Annotated in this window: 21 protein-coding genes; 5 read left to right on the plus strand and 16 right to left on the minus strand. The window is 36.4% G+C overall.

Annotated elements, in window-relative coordinates; translation table 11 throughout:
- The 3 genes from CDH49_RS09320 to CDH49_RS09330 form a co-directional block, all read right to left on the minus strand.
- Positions 1 to 1018: hypothetical protein (locus CDH49_RS09320; RefSeq protein ID WP_204524817.1), on the minus strand; the 1018-nt coding region annotated here is incomplete at its 3' end.
- A 290-nt stretch (positions 1019 to 1308) separates the two neighbouring features.
- Positions 1309 to 6624, minus strand: coding sequence for a choice-of-anchor D domain-containing protein (locus tag CDH49_RS09325; protein ID WP_100615253.1), 5316 nt, complete (start codon positions 6622 to 6624; stop codon positions 1309 to 1311).
- 569 nt (positions 6625 to 7193) lie between these two features.
- Positions 7194 to 11303, minus strand: coding sequence for a PQQ-dependent sugar dehydrogenase (locus CDH49_RS09330; RefSeq protein ID WP_162296716.1), 4110 nt, complete (start codon positions 11301 to 11303; stop codon positions 7194 to 7196).
- A 256-nt stretch (positions 11304 to 11559) separates the two neighbouring features.
- Between CDH49_RS09330 and CDH49_RS09335 the strand changes: the two genes are divergently transcribed.
- Entirely contained in the window at positions 11560 to 12150 is a 591-nt protein-coding gene (locus CDH49_RS09335) for an HPP family protein (RefSeq protein ID WP_100615255.1), read from the plus strand.
- Between the two features lie 7 nt (positions 12151 to 12157).
- On the opposite strand, the gene CDH49_RS09340 is transcribed toward CDH49_RS09335, so the two are convergent.
- From CDH49_RS09340 to CDH49_RS09350, 3 genes are all read right to left on the minus strand, one after another.
- Complete coding sequence (locus CDH49_RS09340) at positions 12158 to 12706, minus strand: NUDIX hydrolase (protein WP_100615256.1); 549 nt, start codon at positions 12704 to 12706, stop codon at positions 12158 to 12160.
- Positions 12707 to 13867: an aminotransferase class V-fold PLP-dependent enzyme gene (locus tag CDH49_RS09345; protein WP_100615257.1), complete on the minus strand. Its 1161-nt coding sequence runs from the start codon at positions 13865 to 13867 to the stop codon at positions 12707 to 12709.
- Positions 13868 to 13991: 124 nt separating this feature from the next.
- A complete protein-coding gene (locus CDH49_RS09350) occupies positions 13992 to 15080 on the minus strand; it encodes a M42 family metallopeptidase (protein ID WP_100615258.1) in 1089 nt (362 codons plus the stop codon).
- A 101-nt stretch (positions 15081 to 15181) separates the two neighbouring features.
- Between CDH49_RS09350 and CDH49_RS09355 the strand changes: the two genes are divergently transcribed.
- Genes CDH49_RS09355 through CDH49_RS09365 form a run of 3 tightly spaced genes read left to right on the plus strand, consistent with a single transcriptional unit; the run spans position 15182 to position 17008 of the window.
- A complete protein-coding gene (locus CDH49_RS09355) occupies positions 15182 to 15847 on the plus strand; it encodes a DUF4294 domain-containing protein (protein ID WP_100615436.1) in 666 nt (221 codons plus the stop codon).
- A gap of 10 nt (positions 15848 to 15857) precedes the next feature.
- Positions 15858 to 16484: a PAQR family membrane homeostasis protein TrhA gene (trhA, locus tag CDH49_RS09360; RefSeq protein WP_100615259.1), complete on the plus strand. Its 627-nt coding sequence runs from the start codon at positions 15858 to 15860 to the stop codon at positions 16482 to 16484.
- Between the two features lie 32 nt (positions 16485 to 16516).
- Positions 16517 to 17008, plus strand: coding sequence for a GNAT family N-acetyltransferase (locus tag CDH49_RS09365; RefSeq protein WP_100615260.1), 492 nt, complete (start codon positions 16517 to 16519; stop codon positions 17006 to 17008).
- Positions 17009 to 17158: 150 nt separating this feature from the next.
- On the opposite strand, the gene CDH49_RS09370 is transcribed toward CDH49_RS09365, so the two are convergent.
- From CDH49_RS09370 to CDH49_RS09380, 3 genes are all read right to left on the minus strand, one after another.
- Positions 17159 to 17587: a DUF4268 domain-containing protein gene (locus CDH49_RS09370; RefSeq protein ID WP_100615261.1), complete on the minus strand. Its 429-nt coding sequence runs from the start codon at positions 17585 to 17587 to the stop codon at positions 17159 to 17161.
- Positions 17588 to 17698: 111 nt separating this feature from the next.
- Entirely contained in the window at positions 17699 to 18373 is a 675-nt protein-coding gene (locus CDH49_RS09375) for a ZIP family metal transporter (RefSeq protein ID WP_100615262.1), read from the minus strand.
- A gap of 13 nt (positions 18374 to 18386) precedes the next feature.
- Positions 18387 to 19118 carry a class I SAM-dependent methyltransferase gene (locus CDH49_RS09380; RefSeq protein ID WP_100615263.1) on the minus strand — a complete coding sequence of 244 codons (732 nt, stop codon included), beginning with the start codon at positions 19116 to 19118 and terminating at the stop codon, positions 18387 to 18389.
- Between the two features lie 99 nt (positions 19119 to 19217).
- Here CDH49_RS09380 and CDH49_RS09385 point away from each other — a divergent pair, with 99 nt between their 5' ends.
- Entirely contained in the window at positions 19218 to 20375 is a 1158-nt protein-coding gene (locus CDH49_RS09385; protein ID WP_100615264.1) for a THUMP domain-containing class I SAM-dependent RNA methyltransferase, read from the plus strand.
- A 146-nt stretch (positions 20376 to 20521) separates the two neighbouring features.
- Here the strand turns inward: CDH49_RS09385 and CDH49_RS09390 are convergent, their stop codons facing one another.
- The 7 genes from CDH49_RS09390 to CDH49_RS09420 all read right to left on the minus strand — a co-directional run bounded on the left by CDH49_RS09390 (position 20522) and on the right by CDH49_RS09420 (position 26969).
- On the minus strand, positions 20522 to 21190 hold the full coding sequence (locus tag CDH49_RS09390) for a hypothetical protein (RefSeq protein ID WP_100615265.1): 669 nt from the start codon (positions 21188 to 21190) through the stop codon (positions 20522 to 20524).
- 6 nt (positions 21191 to 21196) lie between these two features.
- Entirely contained in the window at positions 21197 to 22183 is a 987-nt protein-coding gene (locus CDH49_RS09395; RefSeq protein WP_100615266.1) for an alpha/beta fold hydrolase, read from the minus strand.
- Positions 22184 to 22347: 164 nt separating this feature from the next.
- Positions 22348 to 23214: a helix-turn-helix domain-containing protein gene (locus CDH49_RS09400; protein WP_239970631.1), complete on the minus strand. Its 867-nt coding sequence runs from the start codon at positions 23212 to 23214 to the stop codon at positions 22348 to 22350.
- Between the two features lie 637 nt (positions 23215 to 23851).
- Positions 23852 to 24994: a DUF3800 domain-containing protein gene (locus CDH49_RS09405; protein ID WP_100615268.1), complete on the minus strand. Its 1143-nt coding sequence runs from the start codon at positions 24992 to 24994 to the stop codon at positions 23852 to 23854.
- A 137-nt stretch (positions 24995 to 25131) separates the two neighbouring features.
- Positions 25132 to 25893, minus strand: coding sequence for an SDR family oxidoreductase (locus CDH49_RS09410; protein WP_100615269.1), 762 nt, complete (start codon positions 25891 to 25893; stop codon positions 25132 to 25134).
- 134 nt (positions 25894 to 26027) lie between these two features.
- Positions 26028 to 26519 (minus strand): SRPBCC family protein, encoded by a 492-nt coding sequence (locus CDH49_RS09415; RefSeq protein WP_100615270.1) that lies wholly within the window; start codon positions 26517 to 26519, stop codon positions 26028 to 26030.
- A 21-nt stretch (positions 26520 to 26540) separates the two neighbouring features.
- Positions 26541 to 26969 carry an SRPBCC family protein gene (locus tag CDH49_RS09420; RefSeq protein ID WP_100615271.1) on the minus strand — a complete coding sequence of 143 codons (429 nt, stop codon included), beginning with the start codon at positions 26967 to 26969 and terminating at the stop codon, positions 26541 to 26543.
- Positions 26970 to 26974: the final 5 nt, after the last annotated feature.

A 26974-nucleotide genomic window follows, 5' to 3' on the forward strand; every position in this document is an offset into this window, starting at 1 on the left:
CGGCGCAGTTATCGGTGGCTGAGGAGCCATCGACCACGTTCGGTATCGTTACGGTGCACGCCGCTCCAAGGGCTACGTTCTGGTCAGCCTCCTTGGTGAGCACTGGGTCGATATCATCCGTGACATTAATTGTAACCGTTTCAACATTGGTAAAGGTTGAAGAAGAGACGGTAAATGACAAAAGATAAACACCAACCGAAGTGGGGGTGAAACTTGATGGAGGGGTTGTAATACCGTCATCTGTAATATTTCCTGATAAAGAACCTGTACTTATAGGAGTAATTGAGCCATCTGGGTTGATAATATCCCAAGAGTATGTTACACTGTCACTTTCTGTTCCTTCATATCCTCCCGTGAACGAAATAGATTCACAAGAATTTGTTATCGTTGCTGTAGCTGGATCTGTTATTTCCGCATTCAAAACCCCTCCAGAAAGTGTGACTTCCCCAAAGGTATATACGGTTGCTCCACCACCAGCACAACTTGCATAGCGACGAGTCCCAATGTAAATTTCATTATTGTTATTACATGTAGAAGCAACAATAGATCCACCACTATCAATAGCAATAGCGGTAGACGCAGGTAAATTTAGTCTTACTCTGGTACCAACAAAATTAAGAGTACCAGTACTAGAAATATCAATATTAGAAGAATTTAAATCGATTATATCCGGGTTTCCATTTCCTGATATATCAAGAATCAAATCTCCCTGAATAGTCAGAATGCCCATATTTGATGTGGCAATATTAGAAAGCAAAGTAATTGTATGCCCAGCTTGAATAGTCACCGTATACGTACCAGAATTCTGGCCTGGGAATTCTGTAGCAGCAACCCAATCAGTTCCATCCCATCTTTCCCAAGAACCAATATTTGTCCAATCACCACTAGCAGTTGATCTAAAATCACCTGTGACATCAGCAGCTACGGCAAGCGCTGTTGATGTTGAGAGGTTTTGATTGGTTTTAACACTTGAATTCTTATTGGTTTGTAACTCTTTGTTTGGAGAAAACAAATTCACAAAGAAAGAAGCAATCTTATATTGTAAATGTTGGGTTGGTAAAAAATTATAGGATGCTAAACTATTTAAATTACGTGCGTTTAAATTACAACTAATAAGTAAAATTAGCAGAAAACGAATGACTTTGATGAGAGTAATTTTTTTTATCATATGTAGGATTTAGTTGGGACTAAATAGCAATATATCCGTATTTTATATCAAAGAAAATTAACCGCTTTCTTTAAAGCAATAAAATTCGATAAAACACTAAAAACGTTGATAATAAGTTTGTTAAATGCCTTTTGATTCCATTACTTGATTAATACTTTTTTAGAAATGGCGCCCTTTTCGGTTTGTATCTTAATAAGATACACTCCCGCACTTAGTTGATTTGTTTTATATTCCATATAATCAAGAGTATTGTCTATATTGAATGTATTCATTGATTGCCCTAGAATGCTTATTAATTCAACTGATTTCAAATGTTTTGAAGAAGGGTTATGAATGACAATGCTTTCTTTTTCATTTGAAAAGTATACTTGGATATTTTCATTTACAACATCGTCGGTATCTAATGATTGTGAATCGGCATTTTTAAACGTTATTTCAAAGCGATTTAAATAAGTGCCTGGAGCCAGATATACTTCATAGGGACTATTTTTTAAATGGTGCTGGATTCCTAATTCATTATCATTTAGATAAATATCCAAATCGTTAGCGATATTTTCAAGGGCATCAATTTTAATTTTAGTGATGCCAGCTTTGTCTATTTTTATACCTAATGGAAGCAATTGTTCATTGCCAAAATTGCTAACAGCCTGAATTATAAATTTTTTGTTGTTGAAAACCCAAAATATGTCCTCTTTATTGGTTTCAATCAAAGGCGCATCATATCCAATGTCAAAGGCATTGGTAGCATTTTCATCCACACCAGCCAATAATTGACGATGATATCCTTTAGGGGAGTCGAACATTAATCTGATTTTTTCTCTTTTGTCACCCTCAGTTTCTTTTAAAGTTGTGGTCTTGGATTTATCATGGCTTGGTTTTATAAAAAATGAGGAACCCGATGCTTCTGTTTGGAAAATACGCTGGCTATTTTTAAATGTGACTTGTCCGCCAACAACAGGAGATGTTAACCCATCGTCCACTAAATTGGCATCTAAAATGGAAGACACAAAGAATCCTTGGGACACTGGGATGTATCTATCTGGAACTTTTGTCCCAACAGCGCCTGTAGCCGCAATTCTCGTATCATTTGATATGGCGGCCGTACCACCCATTAATGTATAGGTTGCATAACCTCCTTGATATTCGGCTAAAGTATGTGTATTGCTGGCGAAATGATCCCAGAAATACAAGGCACCATTAATGATGTTGGTTGTAGCTCTACCAGATCCATCTTGTATGTGGTCTAATATAAACTCATCTGCATCCAATGCAGACGGATAGGGGTTGCCGATTAAATAATCGTTTCCTGGAGATATGGTAAGCGAAATATTGCCATTATTGGGCTTACCATTAAAAACATAATTTTGTTGTAACGTAATGGCGCCTCCCGTATTTTGAACACCTTTCATTGTAAAACCTTCACCCGCTAACACCGTGCCTGTTCTTCTTATGTGTTGCCATTGGGAATAGGTGTTGCTAATTCTATTTGAATATTTCCATATCCAATAGTCTGCAATGCTTATGGGTGTTGTACCGGGGTTACCAGGATTTCCATTATAGCCAGAACTTAAAAAAGTAATGTTAACAGGTGCGGCGGCAACTGAACCATCCCTTAAAACACTTGGAAGGGTAAAACTATTGTTGTTGCTGGAACTATTGCGTATGCCTACCGGCGACGACCAATAATTATATGTAAATAAATCTTTGGTGCCTTGTTGATCTCTTTCAATATAGCCAGAACTTGTAGCGTCCAATTCGCTATCTGCTCCTTGAACTAATTGCGATTCGCCTTCCAAATCTATAAAACCATCTAATTTTAAATACCAGCTTATATTGAGTTCAGAGTCATTTTGAACACTGAATTCGATAGGATTAGAACTTCCATCTGTGGCATCCACAATAAGGCCCACATGTTTTTGATTTGCATTAAAGGTGACATCATCATGCGAAATTTTTACAATAGACCAATCGTAATTAACAACATCATTTCCGTTTACGCCATTTGCAGGAATATTGACGGCTAAAGGTAAACTTCCGCTTTGTTGCGTTATAAAAGGTAGCGGTGCCGACTGTACGTCAATTATTTTGGTATTGTAAATATGGGCTCCTGTTTCGGTATCTATATTAGTTGTTGTGAGATCATCTATGATATCATCTTTATAAACATCCATTCTAAAATAACGTGCTAGCCCCGACCAATTAAGGGGTGTTATGGTGCCTTCATCTACAAAATCTGTTACATTTTTTGGGATAATAACGCCACGGGTTATACCAGAATTATTTTCAATTTCCTGATAAATCATTTTATGCAATTCATCTTCAGATAGGGCTTTACTAAATACCCGTAGTTCATCCATATAACCATGAAAGTGTTTGTTGCCTGCAGATGATCTTCCTATAATAAAGTTTGATGTATCTGATATGCCGCCAGAAGTGTCACTAGCTTCTTCAACACCATTAATATATAGTTTGGTGCTTCCGGATTTTGTGGTTGCGGCTATGTGAGTCCAAATCCCGTCTGTAATAGCAGTGGTAGATGTAAGTGTGGTTCCTTCTACAATTAAACTTACTGTATTATTGGCATCATTAATCCTTAAATAAAAGTCCTCTTGCCCTGCAATTATTCTATCCTCATTTAGTGTATTGTTTCCGTTAGATTTGATAAAAACCATGATACTGGCTTCTCCAGAACTTATAACATTAGTGTCTTCTCCATAATCATTGCGCCCATCAAAAAATAAATGTAATTTTCGGTCTAAATCCCTTGGTGATCCAAAAATAGTGTCATCTGTATCAAACAAGTCCACAATACCATCTCTGTCCGCATCATTGGTATCATCTATAACGCCATCGTTATTGGCATCAAGATGTGCATATAAAGTTCCTGCAATATCATAAGTTGAACCATTGGACATGGTATCTAGATAATCTGGTATACCATCTAAATCGGTATCCTTAACATAATAAACGGTTCCTGTTACCGTGCCTTGACCATTATTGCCATAAGAACCAGCATAATTATTGGCAGAACTATGAAAATCATAGATGTCCAAGATGCCATCTCCAAAGTATTCGGGCATACCATTACCGTAAACGTCTTTTTCTCGGAATGCTTCAGAGTCTGGACCATCCCCAACACCATCGCCGTTAATATCGCCATCCCCATTTTGGAAGTATATGTCTCCCGAATTTCCAGCGCCAGATTCATCTACGTCGAAAATGCTGTCATTGTCACTGTCCAAATCCAGATAGTCTGGTACACCATCACCATCTGAATCTATTGGTAAGTGGCCAGCAGCACTATCGTGTAAACCATCCCCATTGGCATCAACCCAAGCAACGTCTATTTTGCCTGTTCCATTACTTAAGTGTCCTAAACCAACTTCAATAATATCTGGAATACCATCATTGTCTGAATCTAGATCAAATATATCTGCTATGCCATCATTATCAGAATCACACAAGGTTTGCCGTATTTCGATATCGTCAATGGCTAAATCATTACCCAATCCTCCGGGAGCATCATTATAAAAAATAACTTGAAATTCATTCACGCTAAGAATTAGGTCTTCAGAAAAATTAAACCATCCATTGTCGGGATTTGCTGGATTCCATGGGTCTATATCACCAGTTTCAAAAAAAGCATCAGCGGTTCCTGGCGTGGCTAAATTATCTAATATGTTGCCATTTAAATCTTGGAATTCCACCCTAATACTTGGTCTTATACGTGTTGCTATGTCTGGATGATTCCACCTATCTAAATTGAGGGCATAAAAGCTGTAAGTAACAGGTACATTTGGTAATGCACCCGTAATTTGTGCCGTATAAAAAACACCAGGGTCAAAAGAAGCATTAAAAACGGCCATTCTACCGTTGGTGTCTCCGGGTGTGTGGTCTTCACCAGTATACCATAAATTATCAGCCCAACTGGCAAGTTCACCATTGGGTGTTTGGTTAATGCCATCCCCATTTGCAACTTTGTAATATACCGTGTATTCACCATCGTCTAAATCGGCATCATCAGAAGCTGAATTTGTACAATCATCACCAGTGCCATCTTCCCAACAATAATCGGTCATTGCGGCATAACTTGTATTAATAGTTGTTCTGGTAGTTCCCGTGCCGAACGTTTCTTCAAGAAATTTATAATTTACGGAATATGATGTGGGTGAAGCACTACAATTATTTTCTTCTACAGAATCAATAATACCATCGTTATCGTCATCGATGTCCTGATCATCAAACACGCCATCGTTATCACTATCATAAAATAATTGAACAGTGGTGCCTTCAATAACAAAATCGTAAACCGATTCATTGGGGTCGTTATTATTGATGGTTACCGTACAGGTTTGTGAACCAACAGCAGTATCTGTGTACGTTATGCCGAATGTTGTTGTGCCCCCAGCAGCTACTGGAGAACTGTATGATGTTGTAATTGAAAAATTAGTGGTATTTGATAGCGTAATACTAGAAATGGTTAAACTGGCCGTGCCCGCTGTATTATCAATGGTGAAAATTCTTTGTAATGAATTCCCGACGTTTACATTGCCAAAGATGGTTCCATCTCCGTTTTGTGGTGTTGTATCGCCATCTACTATTTCCGTAAGAACAGAGCCCCCCATGATTTTAATTTCTGGGAATGGGGTTGTGGCAGTTCCTGTAATATTAAAATTATATGGGTTCTCATTACTATCATTGTTGGCTATGGATAATGATGCTGTTTTAACACCAGCAGAAGCTGGGTTAAATTGAATACTAAATGTCGTACTACCGGCACTCGCAATTGTGGGATTAGGTATCGCAGTCACTGCAAAATCGGAGGCATTCGCGCCCGAAATAATAACATAAGGTGACACATCTGTTAAACTTAAGCTTGCGTTTCCTGTATTTTGAATTGTGAATGTTTTGGTTGTTGGAGAACCAACAGAAACGGTACCAAAATTAGTATTGTCCGTAAGCGACGGTGTTGTGTCGTCGTCAAGAATCGTTACTCCATTGCTCTGTATGTTTATTTCAGGGGCTCTTACTGCTCTTATGGTAAAGGTCCAATTACCTCCATTGGAACTATTTACAGTGACTGTGGATGTGTAAGTGCCAGCTGTTAGAGTGGTTAGAGTAATATTGAAATATATATTGTTTCCATCTTGTTTGTAAACCATGTACGGCAATGAAATGGGATTTGACGAAAGGTCTCTAATGTTAGATATGGAAAAGTTAGTAGTGTTAGATAAAGAAATACTTGTAATATTTAAACCTGAACCATTTGAGTTATTGTCAATCTCGAAAGTTCTTGAAGTCGTATTTCCAAAATCTGTATTATCTTCAATTCGAGGTGTGATATCACCATTGGGTATTACTATATTATTTCCTTCAATAGAAATTACCTGTGCGTTCAGCGTACTGATAAATAGCAATAATATTATAGTAGAAAAAGCGAGAGTTAATTTTTTCACAATAGGTTAAATTTTAGCTTGGGGCTAATTATTAGCTGTCAAATATATATTTTTTATCGATGTAAAGCAAAAATAATCGATTAAATGTATTAGTAATTTTTAAAACATTGATAATCAATTATTTAATCTATAAAAAATAAATACGGTGTTCACATTTTTTAGCTATTAAAGAGATATATTTAAAGTATTGTTTTGGGTTTGTTTAATAAAAAACGGCTATATTTAAAGTCAACTATTTGATAATTAATTAATTACAATAATTAACTTTTATTGACTTATGCATAATTCTGATTCCTAATTTCTTTATCAAATAATTTTATGATGAAAAAGAAGGTTTTAAACGCACAGATATGAACTGGTAGAAATCGCAAATCAATACTCGAAAGTAATTTTAAAAATCATAAATTTTTTTAATATTTTTTAATAGCGATAAATTTGTTTAAACTCTTTAAAATGCTAAAAAATCCGATAAAATGTGTTGTTGAATGAGAGGTTAACGATTTACTTTATAACAAAAAATAGGGCGTGCAATTAGCACACCCTGAAAATTTCATGATATATGGAATAGATTACTTTCCTTTAATAATAATGCGATCATTTTTGAGTAATTCCCCATTATTACCAATTACTCTAATGAAGTATAATCCTTCGGACAGTCCATTTATATCTATTTTTTGTCTTTTAGCATTATCGAGAATTGTCGATTTAATTAATTGACCCGTAACATTATATAAATTAAAATGGGCTCTTCTTTCATAACCAATGTAATCAATGAATAATTCCGAAGATGCCGGGTTTGGATAAATCTTAATATCTATATTATTTTCAACTTTTCTACTAATTGAACTTTTTGAAGTAGTATTGTTGGTACAATCTGTAATAATAACATCATCAAAATAAATTTGATCTCCTCTATTAGATGCATTACATCTTATTCGGAAGCGGGTGTTGCTTGTTAATGTTATTCCTGTTACTAATGTTGTTTCATTATAAAAGGTACCATTATTGAAATGAACACCATTTGTCCAAGTTCTGTAAATAGAATAACTGGAACCTCCATTAGTTGAAATTTCTAAAAAGAAGTTCTCATTAGAACTTAGTGTGCTACTATAGAACGAGAAATTAACATATACCTCAGGATGGCTACTTAAATTGATATTGTTAGTGAATATGGAAGCTCCTGTTCCAAAATTTCTTAGCTGTACACAATAAATTCCACTACTTGGAAAGGAGGTTGACAAATTGGCATCTTTTCCGCCTGACATCCAATTAATTAAACCATTTTCAAAACTATTATCATCTAAAATATCTTGACAAAATGGTTCATCATCAGACGTCGCTGGATTACAATCATCATCAATACCATTTCCTGTAACTTCTGTGGCATTTGGATTTACAGCAAAGTTGGTATCGTCGCAGTCAGCATTATTAGTTGAATAACCAGCTGGAGGCGTAGAACTACACAATAATTCTGTTACATTACCACCAAATCCGTCACCGTCGGAATCAACAAAATATAATTGAGGCGTATTAACAGAGCTATCGTTATCATCACAGTCTGTATTGTTTGTCGCATATCCTGTTGGTGCTATGGAGCTACAAAGTAATTCTATAGTATTGGAACCGAAACCATCTCCATCTGCATCAATATAAAAATGTTGAGGCTCATTAACACCAGAATCATTATCATTACAATCGGAGTTATTTGTTGAGTATCCAATAGGAGCAGACGTTTCACATAAGTTTTCAATAATGTTTGAGCCAAATCCATCACCATCACTATCTACATAATATGGAATAGGGGAACTTATAGCTGGATTATTATCATCACAATCTGTATCTGAGTTCACCCCATCATTATCTGCATCTATAGTGTCTGGTGTTGCTGGATTACAATCGTTATCAATACCATCGTATAGTATTTCTACAGCGCCAGGGTTTACTGTGGCATCATTATCATCACAATCATCAGCAATGGCATAACCGTCACCATCTATATCGTCATCTTGTGTAGCGGGATTGCAATCGTCATCAATACCGTTACCTGGGATTTCTGTTTTAGACGGATTTATTTCTGCGTTATTATCATCACAATCATTGATTTCAGGCTCTATGGTTGAGTATTCAGGCCCTGGTGATTCACACTGTGTCAGCGAACTTACACTTCCGAAAAAGGTATCTCCGTCTAAATCTATACCGGCATACCAAATGGTATCGGGGTTTATATTTGGTTTTGTATCATCACAATCATTTGCCTGTATAAAACCATCACCATCCAAATCATCATCTAGAGTAATCGGTTTGCAATCGTTATCTATGCCATCGTATGGAATTTCAGTGTTTCCGGGGTAGGCAAGGGCTTCTGTATCATCACAATCAGTATTGTTCAAGCTGAAACCCTCTCCTGGATCTGATGCATATGCTGTCCCTGGGTCATTGATGTCGCCATACCCATCGCCATCCGCATCCACGTAATAGGTGGTGCCGGTGCTTTCTGGGGCACCAGTATATTCAATTTTTATAACGACTCCTGGGTTTTGTATTGTTTGAGGTGTTGTTCCCGAAGGCCCAGAGGTGCTGCCGCTGGAGTCGGTAATGGCATAGAAGGTTCTGCCGTCCGGTGCGGCGATCACGTCCCTGTATCTGTCGTTTGAGGAGTGGAACTCCTCGTATACCTGGCTTTCCAGTCCGTCTCCCGATGCGTTAAGCTTTGCCCTAAAGATGGTTCCCTTTTTAAGTGTAGGTATCAGCAGTGAGTTTCCCCAACCGGGTACCACGCCGCCCTCATAAACGGCAATACTGGACGGTGCCACCGTTGGCCAGGCAAAGAAGCCGCCAAATGGATCTGCCAACGCGGTAGTGTTATAGGTGCCTATAGGTGGGGCAAAATTTGGGAGTATGGCATTGTTTATGGGGTCGAACTCTGCCGTGCTCGTGGCCCCAACGGGACAGCCGTTCTCACTGAAAGGGCTACAGCTCGCTCCTGCGCTCGACCAGTTGCAGTATTGGTACGCTAGGTTGTCGTAATAGCCCGAAATGGCGGGCCAACCATAGTTCTTGCCGGCCTCGATGACGTTCAGCTCATCATCTACCTTAGGGCCGTGCTCGGATGAGTAGAGCTTGCCGTTGGATGCAAAAGCGATGCCCTGTGGGTTTCTGTGCCCGTAGGTATATATGTGCGTTCTGAAACCTCCCAAGGTTGGGTTGTCCGCTGGGATGGAGCCATCCAGTTCAATCCTCAGTATTTTCCCCTTGTACTCGGCCTTATCGGCAATGGAGGTTGGTGTCTGTCCGCCACTTGTTGGCAGGTATTGAGATCTGATCTCATCGCAGGAGTTGTTATACTGGTTAGCCCCTTGGTCACCCGCGGTATAATAAAGCTTCATGTCTGGACCGAATATGAGTTTGCCCGAGTTGTGGTCGTTGCTGGCATCAAAGCCTTCTAGTATGGTGGTTGCGCTTGAACTATCCAATAGGCCAGTTCCAGCGTTATAGGTATATCTTACAATTCTTAATTTTAGTCCACCGGAACTGTATGTGTATGCCAGATAGACAAAGTTATTTGAGGTATTGATGTCAGTGTAAAGATCGGGGTGGACTGCCATTCCCATGAGGCCATCTTGGCTTCCAGAGGTGGCGGTGGCCAGACCTGTAAGGTCGAGCATCACAGTCTTGCTTCCACCAAGTTCAGGGTCGACCTTCACGACCTTTCTGCCTAAACGTTCCGTGATCCATAGGTTGTCGTCCGGGCCATACACAATGGTATTGGGATTATTCAGTTCAAAATTGGGCGTAAGGTTGCTAACGGTCCAATCGGGACCATCGGTAATAGGGGTGTACACAATGTTATTGCAAGTGCCCGTCAAGATAATGATGTATGGGGCTTCACCACCATCGGGATCATCGTTGTCGATGCTTAGCGTGGCGGTATGCGATCCGCCTGCCGAAGTTGGACCGTATTCTACGGTGAATGTCCCAAAGGAGTTTCCTGCGATTGTGTTTGAACTGGGCTGTAATGCAATTGAGAATTCTGGATCCCCCGAAATGGTTACATAATTTGGGCCTGTCCCCTGAAGGGTCAAGGTAGCTGAAGTGGTATTTTTTATTTTGAAGGTCTCTGATGCGGTAGAACCAGGTGCGACCGTCCCAAAATCGAAGGTCCCCCCACTGTTGATGTAGCTATCGGAACCATCGGTTACATCGATCTCTGGGGTCGGTGCCACGCCCGTACCCTGTATCGTGAAGGTGTACGGCGAGTTTGTGCCATTGGAAAAGGTAACCGTGACCGTAGCTGTCTTAATCCCTGAAGAACTGGGAGTAAACGTTACAAAACGACTTATAGGGTTATCACTTCCTCTTAAATTTCCATGGTTGGTCGATAAAGGACTAAAATCATTGGAACCAGAAACGGTTACTATAATGTTATCCAACCTCTGTTTCGGGCTACCGCTACTACTTGTATTGTCTAGTATAAATAGTAAGGTTTTGTTTTGTCCAACCTCAACATTTCCAAAGTTGGTGTTGTTACTTATTATAGGATTTGTTGATCCTGAAGTAATGGTATTGCCATTGCCACTAACTAATAGTGTTCCTTGACAATAAATATTTGAGCTTGATAAAAGTAGGAAAATTAAATAAAAAAATTTGGTTTTTTGGTTGCTTTGTAAGCATTTAATCATATGGTTAGTTTTATCATAAAATAAATACATTTTATTTTTTCGATGTAGACTTTATTGTTATTATTTTTTTAAAAATATTAACACTTTGTTAACAATTCAAAAATCAATAAACAGGCTTATTTTAGATAAAATTCATACAGTTTTTTTAAAACCAAAATTGTAATGAGGTTTACTCAAGCTAATAATTCTTTACTATTTAATCTCTTTGAATGACTTTCTTTAATTAATTATTATTTTTGCCGCTCAAAAATGCATTATGATTAAAAAAATAAAAAGAACTGCTCGAGTTTCAAGATATATCATCTACAGAGAGACCTTGGTTGATCATAAGGAGTCCTTTTGGTCTTTTCTTGGGGCGTTTATTGGTATTGGGGTCATTTCTTTTTTACAGACACTCTTTTTGAGTGATCTTGAGAATATATTTTTAATAGGCTCGTTTGGTGCTTCTAGTGTATTGATTTATGGGGCTGTAGAAAGTCCTTTAGCACAACCAAGAAATTTAATTGGTGGACATGTGGTTTCTGCCATTGTAGGTGTCACCATTAATATGGTTTTACCGGACATCGTATGGCTTACGGCTCCATTGGCAGTTTCTTTATCTATTGTATGCATGCAGTATACCAAAACGTTGCACCCACCAGGAGGTGCTACCGCATTAATTGCTGTTATAGGAACGGGAAAAATTCAAGAATTGGGCTATTTGTATGTGTTATCGCCAGTATTATCTGGTACGCTTATTTTGTTAGTTATAGCATTGATATTTAATAATATATCTAAGAGTAGGGAATATCCAGTGAATAGTCGTTTTAAACTAAAACGAGCTGTTGAACGAATTAATAATAATTAATGTCGCGTTAGTTTTCTTTTTGAATCGCTTTTAAAACCCTCTTATAATAAGGTGTATTCGAAGCTACAAAATGCCCATTAGTTTCACTATGTTTCAGTAAGTTTTCAAATTCATTAAAGGAGACTAGTTTTAAGGCTTCAACTTCTTCTATTTGAGGTTTTAATTCAGATAATGGTACTTTTAATTCAGCTATATAGGTGTTATGGAATTCATTATCAACAATGCCACTTTCATAACTTTGGAAACATTCAAAAACACCGATTTTTTTTAAATCTGATTCTGATAACGTTAAGCTAATTTCTTCTTGACATTCCCTAATGGCTCCCTTTATAATGGATTCGCCTGCATCGATATGACCAGCCACAGATACATCCCACATGAGCGGACAAATACTTTTTAATGGAGACCGTTGTGATAAAAGTATTTCTCCCTTTTTGGTGTATAGCCATATATGTGCTGTGTGGTGGTATAGTCCTTTTTGATGTATGACCGATTTTAATTCTGAAATCCCCAATAATGTCCCAGTGGCATCAGCAATATCTATATATTCATCCATTTAATTGGTTTTTATAACTTTAGATAAACATTCAAAAAGTGTTTCAAAATCTTTGTTTGTATTGAATAGATGGCAGGACACTCTAATGTAGTGTCCTCTAAATGCTACAAAAACATGTCGTTTTTCAAATTCAGCTTTTAAAATATCACTATTTGTATCTTTTGGTAATTCTATTCCAAACAAGTGCTTCGATCTAAATTCTGAATCTTCAATATTACACCCTAAGGCTCTTATAGATTCTATGACATCCTTTGAAATGGCATGGCAATACTTTTGAATGCCTTCAGGTGTCCATTCCAGCAACAATGCGATAGATTCCTTAAGCATCGATACCGCAATAAAATTGGCATTTTCGCCTACATTATATCTGCTGGCAAAAGGTTTATAGGCGTCTTCATAATTGGTGAGCCCAGCAAAGTTCTCACTATGTAGGCGATTAGACCAGTTTTCCTCAATGGGGATGCCATTGTCGAAATAAGGCCCATAATAAGCTAATCCGCTCGAATAGGGTCCAAATAACCATTTGTAACCAGCGCAAATTAGGGCATCGGGTTGTATGTCTTTAACAGAAAAGGGGAGAGCACCAACAGATTGTGAGCCATCTATGATCAGAAGTGCATTGTGTTTTTTTGTTTTTTTGCTAATGGTTTTCAAATCAAATAAAGTACCATCAGCCCAATGTATATGTCCCATGGCAACCACTGCTGTTTTATTGGTGATGGCATCTAAAATGGCTATGTTCCATTGTCTTCCACAATGTTCTTTTAATACGGGTTTTTTCACTGTTTTTATAACAGCATTGTATTTGTCGGTTAGACGTTTCCAAGAGTAATAATTACTAGGAAATTCGTTTCCAACTAGCAAAATTTCATCTCCAGCGTGAAGTTTTATATTATTTGCAACCGTCGCAATGCCATAGGAAGCCGAAGGAATACTGGCAATACGCAAAGGTTCTTCTAAATCTATAAGTTTAGCATACCTGGATTTAAGTTCTAAAAGCGGATTAAAAAAATCATCCGCTTTAGTCATGTATGGTCTGCTTTTTCTGTCTAAGGCCTGTTTGCCAGCTTCATTAGTGATATTAGGAAGTGGTGATAGATTGGCAGCATTTAAGTAAACAATATCATCAGGAATATCAAATAGATGTTTTTTGTTTTCCATAGAGAGCACTTAAATTTTTAATAGAAAAGAATTCCTCGACGCTTTGTGTCGGGGTTTCCATTGAAATTGTCATTGACTTCGTCGAATCTTCGATTTCCCATGAAAACGGGAATCCAAATGAAAACTATTCAAAATAGCTAAACGTATCGTTTTCTTTAATGTTTAAAAGGCTTTCGTAAATTAATTTAATAACGTTTTCAACATCTTCTCTGTGTACCATTTCCACCGTGGTGTGCATGTAACGCAGCGGTAACGAAATTAAAGCAGAAGCTACGCCACCATTGCTGTATGCAAACGCATCGGTATCTGTTCCGGTAGCTCTTGATAGGGCATTTCGCTGAAACGGTATTTTTTTTGCTTCGGCGGTATCGGTTATTAAATCACGTAATTTTTGTTGTACTGCGGGAGCGTAAGCAATAACGGGACCTTTACCGATTTCCAAATCACCTTGTATTTTCTTTTCAATCATAGGTGTGGTGGTATCGTGCGTGACATCCGTAACAATCGCCACATTCGGTTTTATGCGGTGTGTGATCATTTCGGCACCACGTAAACCAATTTCTTCTTGTACCGCATTCACAACATACAATCCGAAAGGCAAGGTTTTTTTATTTTCTTTCAGTAATCTAGCTACTTCAGCAATCATAAAACCTCCCATACGGTTATCGAGGGCGCGACATACAAATTTATCACCATTTAAAATATGGAATTCATCAGGATAGGTAATAACACAACCTACATGAACGCCTAATTTTTCAACATCATCTTTCGTTTTACAACCACAATCAATAAAAATATTCTCGGGTTTTGGTGGTTCTTCACTACCACTTTTTCTGGTATGTATGGCTGGCCAACCAAAAACGCCTTTTACAATACCATTTTTGGTATGGATATTTACCACTTTACTCGGTGCAATCTGGTGATCACTACCACCATTTCGTATTACATAAATAAGGCCGTTATCACTTATATAATTCACATACCACGATATTTCATCGGCATGTCCTTCAATAACGACTTTGTATGCTGCTTTCGGATTGATAACACCGACCGCAGTGCCATACGTATCAGTGATAAATTCATCAACATACGGTCTAAGGTAATCCATCCATAATTTTTGCCCTGTCCATTCATATCCCGTGGGGGCTGCATTGTTCAAATATGCTTCTAAAAAGTCCATTGACTTTTTATTCAGTATGCTCTTGTTTGCCATCTATAAAATTTTGCACTAAAATAATAATATAAATACAAAAAGAATGTTTTACAGAATGTAAATTATTAATTTTGTGTATGATGGCTCCAACACATTTACAGATGCAATTTTTAAGGTATATATTCTTATTTTTTCCGGTTTTACTTGTTGCGCAAATAACGGATGACGTAAATGACTCCACATCTGATGGGTATTTTATTTTTGAAGGAGATTCCATTCCAACCGTAGAGTTAGATGAAATTGTTCTTTTAAATAAGCTCCGTTTTGCGAATAGTGAAGATAGAATGCGTTATTTGATTTTAAGACGAAAAACATTAAAAGTCTATCCATACGCGACATTGGCTGCTGATAGATTGGAAGATTTAAACGAACGCTTGGCTCTACTAAAAAAGAACAGTGAAAAAAGGCGTTATACCCGAATGATTCAAAAATACATTGAAGGTGAATTTACGGATGAATTAAAAAAGCTGACGAGAACAGAAGGACAAATTTTAGTGAAACTCATTCATAGGCAAACAGGCATAACCACATTTGATCTTGTTAAGGAATTACGAAACGGTTGGCGAGCCTTTTGGTATAACACCACGGCTAGCATGTTTAATATTTCATTAAAGCGGGAATTCGACCCCATGAACGTTCAAGAAGATTATTTGATTGAAGATATTTTACAGCGTAGTTTTCAAAGTGGCTTATTGCCTCGACAAGACTCGAAGTTGGACTTTAAGCTTTCGGATGTAGCCGAAAAATGGGCAGCCAAATCTAAATAAACCTTAATTCATGCGCATACAATCCGATTTTGAGGAAAGACTTAATGCTATTTCTCATGGCATTGGTGCTTTGCTAGGTATTTGCGCTTTAATTCTATTAATAGTTTACGATACCAACAAAACAGATTATAGTTTGTTTAGCGTTATGATGTATGGTATATCCATCATCGTACTTTTCTCGGCGTCTGCCTTATACCATTCTGTTAAAAACGAGAAAAACAGGCATCTTTTCAGAATTATAGATCATATCAGTATTTACTTTTTAATTGCTGGCACGTATACGCCTGTGCTGTTAATCACGTTGGAGCAAAGTAGTGGTTGGATCTTATTTTATACGGTTTGGGGCATCGCTTTATTTGGGGTGGTTTTAAAGTTGTTTTTTACGGGACGGTTTGAAATATTTTCCACAGTGTTGTACTTGGTTATGGGTTGGCTTATTGTATTCGATTTTTCAAATCTATCCGAAGCTATTGGAAGCAACGGTATTTTATGGTTATTTGCAGGAGGCTTATCCTATTCCATTGGCATTATTTTTTATGCCATTAAGTTGATTCCATTCAACCATGTCATTTGGCATATGTTTGTTTTGGGAGGTGCTGTATGTCATTTTTTTATGATTTTCCTTTATGTGATTTAGAATACCATTAATCCGTATACTTAAAAACCGTTATGATTAAAATTCAGCCAGCCACTACTACAGCCGATTTTGAATGCATTTCAAAATTAGCACACGTGATTTGGCATGAACATTACCCTTCCATCATCAGTGTGGAGCAGATTGCCTATATGCTGGAAAAATTTAATTCAGTAGCGGCAATTGACAAACAAACCAAAGAAGGGGTCTTGTTTTTTTACATGACTTATGATTATGCGCCAGTTGGCTACACGGCCATTAAAAAGCAAGCTGATTTTTTATTTTTAGAAAAACTTTATATTTTGGAAGGTTATAGAGGAAAAAAGATTGCCACCGCCACTTTGCAGTTTATGGAAGCGTTTGCCAATTACTTAGGCATATCCAAGATAAAGCTCAACGTCAATAAATTTAATGTGTATTCTATTCTAGCCTATAAAAAAATGGGCTTTGTAGAAACAAAATCCATGGTTATGGATATCGGGAATGGGTTCGTGATGGATGATTATGAAATGGAGAAAGTTTTTTAGTTAGATGGTTAGATTGTTAGAAGGTTAGATAGTTAGATGGTTAGATTGTTAGAAGGTTAGATAGTTAGATGGTTAGATTGTTAGAAGGTTAGATAGTTCGAAAGTTTAATTTTACTTAACCTAAGACCCAAAACCCAAGACCCAAACCCATCAATCCTCAATCACCTCTCGATACTCCTCAAAAAACGCTTCAAAAAGAGCCATTTTTTCATTAAAAAAGACCATGACATCACGCCAATTGTTTTTATTGTGTATGGATACTTTTTGGTCTAGAAGCACATAAATCCGAGAGATTTCTTTACCGATTTCAAGTATGTATGCTTCTTCATAAATGGCTTCTGGTAGATACTCATCCGTTAAAATGGATTTCAAAGACACTAATTTTTCCCAAAACTTGATCCTGCTTTCCAAGTCATCTTCTAAATCCAATGCAACTAAAGCCGACTTCGTATCAAAATGAAATTTAAAAGAGAACCCTTTTAGCTTGGTATCATACAAAATCCATTTTCTAGGAAACGATTTCCCATAACTGGTCCAAAATTCTTGTCGTAATAAGCGGGATTCTTCTTTGCTAAACACGTTTTAAGTTAAGAGTTAAAAGTTAATTTTGCTAAGACCTAAGACCTAAGACCTAAGACCTAAGACCTAAGACCTAAGACCTAAGGCCTAAGACCCAATACCCAGCCCCCACTAAATCAAATAAGCCATACCAACTCCTAAAACAATGGCAGTAAGTTTTGATAAATTGAATTTATGTCCTTCGCTACTTTCAAATAAAATGGTTGTCGAAATATGGAAAAAGATACCAATCACAAAGGCATTGATGATATGGGTATAGCCTTGAACAGCACCAACGGTATTTGAAATTAAGGTTCCTAGTGGCGTCATTAATGCAAAGATTATCAGGAAACTAGCTATTTGTATTTTGCTGTAATTGGATTTCAGTAAAAACATAGAGATAAGTGCGGTAATGGGTATATTATGTATCACGATACCATACACCATATCGTTATGGTCATTTATGGAAAAACCTTCTAAAAAACTGTGGATACATAGACTTATAAACAGCGCCCACGGAAAAGCTGTTGCGTTTTTGTGGATATGGATGTGTCCGTGTTCGGCACCTTTAGAGAAATATTCCAATATGATTTGCAATAAAATACCGCCCATGATAAACAGGCCGGTAAGTTTTGAATCCAAATGTTCGTAAACCTCGGGTAGCATTTCAAATAGGGTCAAAGCCAATAAAAACGCTCCACTAAAAGAGAGTAGGAGCCTGGTGTTAAACATTCTTTTTTTGGTAGTAATAATGGCTAGAACCACTCCAAAAATAACTGACAGTATAGGAAAAAGATAGTTGTTCATTAATTTACAAAGACTATTTAAAAATCATTACCAAACGTTCCGAAGTTTGCGGCCTAAATTTATTCAATTTATAGTCACCAAAAACATCCAATAAATAGGTATCTGCTTGGTCAAAAAGGGCTTCAAAATCTTTCAGGGAAAACGCTTTTACACGTTCTTGATAATGATGCGCTTCGCCATCCGCTTCAAAGGTAATATCTTTTATAATATACCCATTCTCAACAAAGCGTTTCAAGTTAAAATCAATCTCCCCAACAGTTTTAGTTTCTTCAGGTACTAGGTTTTCAATCACCACATCACGGTTCATAAAATCAATCACCCCAAATCCCGTGTCGTTTAAATTAGCTTTGATGGCTTTGATGGTATTTAGGTTACCTTCATCAAAATCGAAATACCCAAAGCTGGTAAAAAGATTAAAAACCGCATCGAATTGGCGTTTGTAGGGTTTGCACATATCGTGCACATCAAAATGCAAGCGGTGGTTTTCAAATTTTTTGGCATGCTTGATGTTGTTTTCAGATAGGTCGACGCCAGTCACATCATACCCAATGGTGTTGAGGTACATGGCGTGTCGGCCCCTGCCACAAGCCAAATCTAAAATAGTGCCTTGTTCTGGAATGTTCAAGTAATTGGTGAGCGTTTCCATAAAGGCGTGCGCTTCGGTATCATTGCGATCCCTATATAAAATATGATAATATGGTGTGTTAAACCATGATGAAAACCAATTAGAAGTGTCTTTACTCATATACTTTTTTAGAAGGTTTTCACAGATAACCTTAAATATCAATAAATAGGATGTTTGCCACAAAATTACATTATTTTTGCAATGTATTTAATGTAAATAATGGAAGAAAATTTTAACATGGTCGCCAAAACCTTATTTGGTTTTGAAGAGCTATTGGCAAATGAATTGACCCAATTGGGCGCACAAGATGTAAAAACAGGCATTCGTAGTGTTAGTTTTACAGGTGATAAAGGCTTTATGTATAAAGCCAATTTGGCGTTGCGTACCGCCATTAAAATTTTAAAACCCATAGAAACCTTTACGGTAAGTAACGAGCAAGATTTGTACAACAAACTCTACGCCATGCCTTGGGAGCAGTATGTAAAGTCAACGGGCACTATTGCTGTTGACGCGACTATCCACACCGAATTGTTTACAAACTCCCTATACATTGCCCAAAAAACAAAAGATGCCATTGTGGATAAGTTTAGGGACACTACGGGCGACCGCCCAAATGTGGACTTAAAATTTCCCGACTTAAAAATCAATGTGCATATAGATCGACAACAATGCACTATTTCGTTGGATTCCTCTGGGGAATCTTTGCATAAACGAGGCTATAAAACAGCGACCAACATTGCACCCATCAACGAGGTGCTGGCAGCAGGATTGATTATGTTGTCTGGTTGGGACGGACAAACCGATTTTATGGACCCCATGTGCGGAAGCGGAACTATGTTGGTAGAAGCCGCCATGATAGCCTGCAACATTCCGCCAAACCTCATGCGTAAGGAATTTGCTTTTGAGCGTTGGCAAGATTGGGATGTGGATTTATTTGAAAAAATTGAAGAATCCCTACTGAAAAAAACTCGTGATTTCCATCATAAAATTACAGGATACGATAAAGCCCCAAGTGCCGTAACCAAAGCCAAAGAGAATATTAAGAATGCCAATCTAGAAGACTTTATTGAAGTTAAGCATGAAGACTTTTTTAAAACCCAAAAAGGAGGCGAAAACAAATTGCACATGGTATTTAACCCGCCATATGGAGAACGTTTAAACATAGATTTACAGGACTTTTATAAAAGCATTGGCGATACCCTAAAACAAAGTTACCCGAATACCGACGCGTGGTTTATTACCAGCAACCTAGAAGCCTTAAAGTTTGTTGGTTTGCGTCCTTCTAGAAAAATACATTTGTTTAATGCCAAGTTGGAAGCCCGTTTGGTGAAGTTTGAAATGTATGCAGGTAGTAAAAAGGGGAAGTATATGAAATAATCGTCATTGCGAGGAACGAAGCACTCTGTACGTCATTGCGAGGCACGAAGCAATCTGTTGAATTTTAGTTCTACATCATGAGATTGCTTCGTGCCTCGCAATGGACGTGGCATGGATGTTAATTTTCTGGCCTTCCCGATTAATAATTATATTTTGTAGTTGTATCCAAACATTAAATAATACGGAATTAAAGGAGTGGTCTTGAAGTCTTGCGTGGTTACGAATCCGATATTGAGTGTGATATCTGACTTCTTAAAAGAATAACCTGATTGAATTCCGTAAAGAAAATGGCCTCCAGTGGTAGGTTCATACCAACCGTCTTTCACATCTTGATAGATGATTTCTCTATAGGATTGCGAGTGCTTGAAATGCGTTACAATGGCTTTATCAAAACCAACTTCTCCTGCCACAAACCACCTAGGTTTATAATATCCAAATGATCCTTTAAACTCACTTCCAAAATTTTGTAATCTTACTAATGGGTTCTCATATCGGCGATAAATGCCATTCAAGGATAAGGCTCCTTTTAGGTTAGGCTTATTTAAGAGTATAACTTGTACACCAATTTTTGTTTTAAAGTCATCCAAAAGCGTTTCGCCTGAGGGTATTGAAAAATTAGCATGGAGAATAAAAGGAGTATTTGTGTCAACTTTATATGCATAACCTAGACTGTAATACAAGCTATAATCCCATCCTATACCTACATTAACAATATGTTTTGTTGAATCTAAAGAATTCCAGTTTAATGTTTGAGAATAGAGATGTAAAGAACCAATCAAAGCTATGGCTACTATGATGATTTTTGTAGGTTTCATATATTTTTAGTTTAATGAGTTTAAATAATTAAGTACTATAGGATGAACTGCATTCCATTTAAAATAAATCATTTCATGTCCTGTATCATCAATCTGTACTATTTCGGAATTTGGAAAAAAGGCAGCCTCTTTTTGTGCAAAGCCCAATCCGTAGGATTTATTGTTTTCACCATAAATAAATAATACATTGGTTTGAAATTGATTTAAGTTTGTGGTAAAATCAAAACCTTCGTTCTCTGCAATATCCATAAAAGCCTGTAAAACAACAGCTCCATTACGCCAAAATGGTGATGGACCTTCAATCCCCTCGTCATTTCCATTTGTATATGAAAAACTTGAAGCGAGTGATAATTTGTAATCTAAAATCTCGTGCTCATTTTGTTTTCCTGTTAGGAATTGATCAAAATACATGACATCATTGGTGGCTTCCGAAAACAAATTCAGTTTTCTGCTTGCTTCTCCATACTCGTCTAAAAGTTGTTTGTTAAAACCTCCTGCTTCTGCAAATATGGCTCCATCAATGCTATCGGGGTATGAATTAATGTAAGCCGCTGCAAGCATAGCTCCCCACGAATGCCCAAAAAGAAATATCTTTTGATTGGGAGATGTTCTGTAATGTTCAATAACACTTGAAAGATCATCTAAATACAATTGAATAGAATACGATTCCTTATCATGTCTTTGGGACAATCCTGTGCCTCGTTGGTCATAAAACAAGACAAAGTAACCATTGTCAGCTAATTGTTTAACATGAAGTCCATTTTGATAATCTGCTCCAGGGCCTCCGTGTAGAAATACTACTATTGAATTATCAGGATTGCCATAGGTTTCAACATGTAAAAGTGTTTCATTTATAGATATAGATGGTAAATTGGGATCTTCAACTACTGTTTTCGGTACTAAATTGCCTGGTTCATTAATATCAAGTTCCTTGTCGCAAGACATAATCAACAGACACGTTAAAATAACAATTGATAAAATTTTAGTGTTCATACTTATTAGATTTAAATTTCAGCACAAAAGTGATACTTATGGTACTGGAAATCGCCCCAAAATGAAAAGTGGAACACATTTACTATCTGGTTAATCTAATAAGTAATAGTATGACAATTAAATATTTATGATGATTAAACCTTTGGTATGAGAAAAGAAATCGATTATTTCAGTGTTATTTTTATTTCTTTCAAGTATTCAGTCGGAGATTTACCTGTTAGGTTCTTAAAGTTTCTGTTGAATGATGTTTTGGAATTGAATCCGCATTCGTAAGCAAGAAATAGTAATGTATATTTTTGATTCTCTGGGTTGGAAACGCGCTCCTTAAATTCTTCAACTCTCAGTGTATTTATGTAATCAAAAAAGTTTTTTTGCTCTACACTATTGATAACTTGTGATAGCGTGTTTGGATGCACATTGAGTTCTTGGGAAACTAGTGTCAATGTAAGTTCGGGTGTAAGGTGTAATTTCTTTTCCTTCATTAGTAGGAGCAATTTATCATGTATCTGTTTAATTTGGTCATCTGTAAGTGAAGATTTTTCATATTTTACATTTTCGGAAAGCATCTCAGGCAGTGCTACTGACACAGTAGAATTCACAGCCAAAGTAAATTCCGGAGGTAGCGGATTGTTAAAAATACCCACTTGTTTGATTCCATAATAACCTATCAACAGCACAAATAGTACAACCGAAGAAAATATAATTTCATCATCAGCAAAGAAAACGATTATCCAAATACACGATAAACCAATGACTAATTTAAAAAGCCATTGCAAATTTATTTTTTCAGTATAGGAATAATTCTCTTTAATCTCATTTTTGTGTTTTATTAATGAACGAATGGATAAAATGGAGTATATAACTCCAGAAAGAATAATCCCCGAAAAAATGATGCTTGTTATAGTGGAATAAGCCTCGCCATCATTCTGATACACCATAATTTTATTTTCTGAACTTAGTAGCAAAAAGGGTATAATGGCTAATAGCACTAATAAAAAAGGCATAAAATGGAAAACCTTTGCGAAAGTCATTCTCTGTCCTTTTGTGAGTGATGTTGTATAAAGAAAAAGAAAAGGGCCATGCAAAAAGGGTAGAGGTAATTCAAGTCCCAAGAGGTGAGGAAACCTGATAAACTCTTGGGATGAAATTATGGCAAATAGGATTAAATGTATTAAAATTACACCTAGCCAGCCTAAGAGTATTTTGTCAGCAGAGATTTTATTCTTTTTTGTCAATAAAATGAATGACAGGAAAAAAGTGATACTAATTCCAATTATGTATATCATTTATAAAATCTATTTCTATTTACTAAAAACACAGCGCCAAAGATATAAATCTGTATAAAGATTTCGGTTTTGTTAAGCACAATATTATAATTTCAGACGATAGTCAAATTTAGAATTTTATCATATCATTTTCTCATAACTTTGATTAGTAAAAGGTTAATTGTTTTGACTTTTGATTTTATATTTAATAATACCGAAGATATTATGTTTGATTCTGGAGGAAACTTATTAAACGTCATTGCGAGGAGGCACGACGAAGCAATATGTTTGTCATTGCGAGGAAGTATGATGAAGCAATCTGTTTGTTTTTAGTTCTACATCATGAGATTGCTTCGTGCCTCGCAATGACGTGAAATGCATACTTGTAACTGAAAAGGAAATTTTAGTTGCCACTGTCTATTAACTCTTTTAATTTTATATAATCTGGTTCGCTCAAAATATCATATTTATTGGTTGTTGCTAGTAAAATTGCATTTCGACATTCTTCAATTCGACGAAGTACTGGTAAAACAATACTTTTTCCATGATTTATAAATTTTTTCATATCACTTGCAGAAGTTGGTATTTTATATCCATCTCTACTACTTGCAATTAAAATTCCTTTGTCTCTTAAATGACCTATAACTGTAGAACTAAATTGTTCTTTGCTTAAAGGTTTATCTCTGTTAACACTTAAATGCCTGACAAATTCAGTTGATGTTGTATATTTTCTTGGATGATTTGATTGATGATATAAAAGTAAAAGCTTTAGAAAGTTTATTCGGTCACGATTATCTTGGTTGTTACCTGTCGTTTTATCAATAAAATCAAACGCTCTATTCAGACTTAAGGTAGCAATAGTTTCATCGTATTCACTAAAAGTTTCTTTTTCGCTGAACTCTTCAGACTTGTATTCCTTGGGAAATTGATTTAGGCTTATTAACTTTTCGTTAATGAGTTCTGCAAATTCTATTGATTTATCCGATTTTTTGAGTTCATCGAAAATATAGCCTAAAGTTCCAGCTATCATATCTGCCAACTGTACCCCAAGGTCATTATGACTTTTTTGAATATGAAAATCAGAGCCAGCAAAAAGATTCCTTATGTGATTTTTTTCAACATATTTTTTGAAGCTACGCATAAAATCATTCCCTCCATGTTCGTCAACTTTTAACTCAAGTTGCGGAAAAGTTCGATAAAGCTCTTTATATAAGATCCCATTCAAATATTTGTAGAAAGATTGTTTATATTTAAATCCTTCTCCATATAGTTTTCTTTTATCTATAACTACTGCATATATTGAAAAGTTCACTTTTTTAAGGTCTCTTAAAATAAGAATTCTACGATTGTGATTATTTTTAACTTTACTTGATTTTATTTCTCCTGTTTGGAAAAATTTCTTTCTTATTTCTTCAAGTTGGGCTTGAATTATGTATAGTTCATCCTCATTCATTATAACACTTGCAATAATAAAATGGCTTCCTTGATTTTCAAAATCAAAAGAGTTGTTTCCAAATTCATCTGCAAAAGCAATTACTTTTTTCATTGTTATGAAATTTTTGGTATTATGAGAATCTAATTCATTTTAACCAAGATAGTTAGAATCAAATTTAGAATTTTCCCACTAAAATAAAGTAAAAACTTATAAAGAGTTTTGAACAAAAAACACTGTATATAAAAGAATTACAACATCATACCGCCAGTGACTTCAATACGTTGCCCGTTAATCCATTTAGCATCTTCGGTACATAAAAAAGCGACCACGCCTCCAATGTCATCAGGGTTTCCCATTCTGCCCAATGCTGTAGAACCAGAAATAAACGCTATTTTTTTCTGATTGGTTTTGTTTTCGCCACCACCAAAATCGGTTGCAATGGCACCTGGAGCAACTGTATTTGCAGCAATTTTTCTAGGTGCTAATTCTTTAGCTAAATATCTGGTGAATACTTCTATGGCACCTTTCATGCAGGCATAAGCCGAAGCGCTTGGGAATGAATACCGAACGAGCCCAGAAGATATATTAATAACCCTACCACCATCATTCAAATACGGCAAGGCTTTTTGGGTTAAGAAATAAACGCCTTTAAAATGGACATTGTACATCTCGTCCAATTGGTCTTCGGTAGTGTTGGTGATATTTTGATAAATGCCTGTCCCTGCATTATTGATTAAAAAATCGAAACGGTTTGTTTCTGTTTCCGACATTAAATAGCTGGAAAGTTGACTGAAAAAATCATCAAATCCTTTGGTGCTACTGGTATCTAATTGAAAAGCTTTTGCTTTTTTACCTAATTTGTTGATTTCGGCAACAACCTCATTCGCCGCAGTGGTATTCGAATGATAAGTAATTATAACGTTGATGTCTTTTTTCGCTAGACTGATAGCTATATCCCTCCCTAAACCTCTACTGCCACCTGTTACAAGTGCAAATTTATTTGTTGACATGTTGAATGCTTTTGTTTTTTACAAAGTTGATAAAATAACCAAACCAAGTGTAGTTAAACTTACACTTTTTCTTGTAAAAAACAAAAACTCCAAGGCTAATGCACTGGAGTTTTAAATATTAGATAAGGGAATTTTTAGTTTAGCTGCCATTTTTCGGCGAGCTCGGCATTAAAACCATCTTTATCTTTTGGGTTTGGTTCTCCTTTGCCAGTAGTAATCAATTTATATAAACTGTTGGTGATGTAGCCAGTCCACGCATCGTTACAAACGGCAAAACACTCGTAAGTAGGCACTAAACCTTCGTGGGTAAAGGTTATTTGTGTTTTAGTATCTTTTTCAGAGATATCAAATATGAGTTTGGTGCCAACCCATTCGGTTTTATCATCGATAAAATTAAACTCATTTTCCAATACTTCATAAACCAATTTTTTATCTGGTATCATGTCAATAAGTTTTAGTTTGCATAAATGGATGTCTTTATAATGATAAAAAAAGGATTCATTAAGTTGGTCGGTTGGACCTTCAATCTCCTCAGACCACCACGCTCTGAAATTTTTAATGGCATTGAAAGCCACAGCTTTTGATTGATTGACCAAAATGGTTTTTGTGAAACTGTTGTTTTCCATAATGTTTTGGTTATTATAAGATTAACGTAATGTATTTTCCAATTGTTGCATATAATTGGTCCACGCACTTGAGCAGGCACCATAACATTCAAATGCAGGTACTAAACCGTCGTGGGTAAAGGTGACTTTGGTTTTGTTTCCGATTTGTGATATATCAAAGCATATTTTGGTGTCATCCCACTCATCAACTTCCTTTAAAAAGGATAAATTACTTTCTGTAACCAACCAAACAATTTTTTTATTGGGGATGACTTCCACCAATTTTTGCACCGTGTAATGCATGCCTCCTCCAGCTTTAAATGAAAATACATCATTCGGTTTTTTGCTCTCTCCAATAATGGTTTCTTCGTAGAAACCAGACCACCATTTTTTAACATCGAGCAATAATGTGAATATGGTTTCAGGAGCTTTTGTCGATTCAAAGCTATAGCTGAAGTTTTTTGTTTCCATAATAA

Source organism: Confluentibacter citreus (assembly GCF_002807055.1).
In the GTDB taxonomy this organism is placed as follows: Bacteria; Bacteroidota; Bacteroidia; order Flavobacteriales; family Flavobacteriaceae; genus Confluentibacter; species Confluentibacter citreus.

Excerpts from the sequence above, each read along its gene's own strand:
- CDH49_RS09410 (WP_100615269.1), bottom strand. The coding sequence starts at position 25,893 with ATGTCAACAAATAAATTTGCACTTGTAACAGGTGGCAGTAGAGGTTTA.
- CDH49_RS09355 (WP_100615436.1), top strand. The coding sequence starts at position 15,182 with ATGCAATTTTTAAGGTATATATTCTTATTTTTTCCGGTTTTACTTGTT.
- CDH49_RS09350 (WP_100615258.1), bottom strand. The coding sequence starts at position 15,080 with ATGGCAAACAAGAGCATACTGAATAAAAAGTCAATGGACTTTTTAGAA.
- CDH49_RS09345 (WP_100615257.1), bottom strand. The coding sequence starts at position 13,867 with ATGGAAAACAAAAAACATCTATTTGATATTCCTGATGATATTGTTTAC.
- CDH49_RS09380 (WP_100615263.1), bottom strand. The coding sequence starts at position 19,118 with ATGAGTAAAGACACTTCTAATTGGTTTTCATCATGGTTTAACACACCA.
- CDH49_RS09405 (WP_100615268.1), bottom strand. The coding sequence starts at position 24,994 with ATGAAAAAAGTAATTGCTTTTGCAGATGAATTTGGAAACAACTCTTTT.
- CDH49_RS09415 (WP_100615270.1), bottom strand. The coding sequence starts at position 26,519 with ATGGAAAACAACAGTTTCACAAAAACCATTTTGGTCAATCAATCAAAA.
- CDH49_RS09400 (WP_239970631.1), bottom strand. The coding sequence starts at position 23,214 with ATGACTTTCGCAAAGGTTTTCCATTTTATGCCTTTTTTATTAGTGCTA.
- CDH49_RS09395 (WP_100615266.1), bottom strand. The coding sequence starts at position 22,183 with ATGAACACTAAAATTTTATCAATTGTTATTTTAACGTGTCTGTTGATT.
- trhA (WP_100615259.1), top strand. The coding sequence starts at position 15,858 with ATGCGCATACAATCCGATTTTGAGGAAAGACTTAATGCTATTTCTCAT.
- CDH49_RS09390 (WP_100615265.1), bottom strand. The coding sequence starts at position 21,190 with ATGAAACCTACAAAAATCATCATAGTAGCCATAGCTTTGATTGGTTCT.
- CDH49_RS09385 (WP_100615264.1), top strand. The coding sequence starts at position 19,218 with ATGGAAGAAAATTTTAACATGGTCGCCAAAACCTTATTTGGTTTTGAA.
- CDH49_RS09365 (WP_100615260.1), top strand. The coding sequence starts at position 16,517 with ATGATTAAAATTCAGCCAGCCACTACTACAGCCGATTTTGAATGCATT.
- CDH49_RS09375 (WP_100615262.1), bottom strand. The coding sequence starts at position 18,373 with ATGAACAACTATCTTTTTCCTATACTGTCAGTTATTTTTGGAGTGGTT.
- CDH49_RS09335 (WP_100615255.1), top strand. The coding sequence starts at position 11,560 with ATGATTAAAAAAATAAAAAGAACTGCTCGAGTTTCAAGATATATCATC.
- CDH49_RS09330 (WP_162296716.1), bottom strand. The coding sequence starts at position 11,303 with ATGATTAAATGCTTACAAAGCAACCAAAAAACCAAATTTTTTTATTTA.
- CDH49_RS09420 (WP_100615271.1), bottom strand. The coding sequence starts at position 26,969 with ATGGAAACAAAAAACTTCAGCTATAGCTTTGAATCGACAAAAGCTCCT.
- CDH49_RS09340 (WP_100615256.1), bottom strand. The coding sequence starts at position 12,706 with ATGGATGAATATATAGATATTGCTGATGCCACTGGGACATTATTGGGG.